At 70.9% G+C, this 1504-nt stretch carries 1 protein-coding gene; it reads right to left on the bottom strand.

Going from position 1 to position 1504, the window contains the following annotated elements; genetic code table 11:
- Positions 1-268: 268 nt before the first annotated feature.
- Positions 269-1249: a patatin-like phospholipase family protein gene (locus ACWEBX_RS40515; RefSeq protein ID WP_451889693.1), complete on the bottom strand. Its 981-nt coding sequence runs from the start codon at positions 1247-1249 to the stop codon at positions 269-271.
- Positions 1250-1504 lie beyond the last annotated feature (255 nt).

Raw genomic sequence — 1504 nt, 5'->3', positions numbered from 1 at the left:
AAGAGCTCGTAGGCGGCTTGTCACGTCGGGTGTGAAAGCCCGGGGCTTAACCCCGGGTCTGCATTCGATACGGGCTAGCTAGAGTGTGGTAGGGGTGGAGCGCCGGGCAGGCCTTGCACCTGCATTTCCCCGCAGGAAGCGGGGCGTCCTTCCTTGGACCACCAACGCATTGCGGACCGGGCTAACCTCTCCCGATCTGCTCAAGATCAATACTATCAGACGATCACGTCTGCCTCGTTGAGGGCTCCGGCGGGCGAAGCCCGAAGGCTCAAGTGCCGTACAGGTGGCCGTAGGCGTCGTGCACGGCGGTGCGGCCCGCTTCCAGTGCGGTTTCGAGGAGGTCGCCCTCGCGTGCCAGGCGGCTGACGGCCGGCGAATCCGGGGCGGGGCGGATCGAGACGATCGCCGCGTGGTCGATCAGACGGGCGTCGTCCTCGGCCTGGCGCGTTGCGCGGTCGAGGAACACCTGCCGCAGGGCCGCGGGCTCACGCCGCAGCACCGTCCTGGCGATGAGCGGGGCGGAGCGCGACGGCCGCGCGACGTCGATCGCGCGCCGCGAACGCAGCACCATGACGTGGGTCGCTCCCTGGGCCAGCGCGGTCCGGTAGGGAATGGACTCGGAGACGCCCGCGTCGTAGAACCGGCGTCCGCGCAGCGTCACCGGTTCGCCCGCCAGGAGGGGCAGGGAGGCGCTGGCCCGCAGGGCGAGGCGCAGTTCGGCGGCGTCGGCGATGAAGGGCCGCAGGTCGGTCGACTCCCCGGTCGCGGCGTCGGTGGCCAGGGGGTGGTACTCGATTCCGCTCGCGAGGATGGAGTCGAAGTCCATCGGCGCGCAGTCCTGGTCGCCGTAGCGGTAGAGCACCTCGTAGAAGGCGTGCAGGTCCACGAGCGGTTTGCCGCGCAGCGGATTGGAGCGCCGTATCAGCGTTCTGGCGTACTTCGGAACCGCCCAGAAGCGCAGGGACTGCGGGCTCGTGCTCAGCAGCCACGCCGCGGAGGCGGCACCGGCGGAGGCGCCGTAGACGGCGTCGAAGCTGTTGGTCAGTCCGAGCTCGTGGAGAGCCAGGGCCATCCCGCCGGCGATGATGCCGCGCATTCCGCCGCCCTCGATGGCCAGAGCGACGCGATGCCCGTCGGTGCGCGCTCCGGGGAGGCTGCCGGTTCGCGCGCGCTCGGTGAGGACGCGCCAGACCTCGTGCGGCTCCTCGGGTTCGGGCGTGGCGGCGGAGGTCGTGGCGGTCGTCGTCATCGCGGTCAGGGCTCCAGGGGACAGCTCGGGGGTGTTCCGCCGGGTGTGACACCGCCCGCCGGACATTCACTTTACCAATGAACAGCCATTCACTAGCCAGCGGCTAGTCAAATCGGGGACCCAGCGAGACGCCCCGTCACAGGGCGGCGTCGACGGGCCCCGTCACCCCCTGCGGCCCCGGGGCTCCCCGGGCGCCCGAGCCCACGGCCGGCTGGGGCATGATCAAGTACGACGCGGGCACCCTGACGGCCGGCG

The organism is Streptomyces sp. NPDC005070, from assembly GCF_053600395.1.
This window is presented reverse-complemented; position numbering and strand designations above follow the sequence as displayed.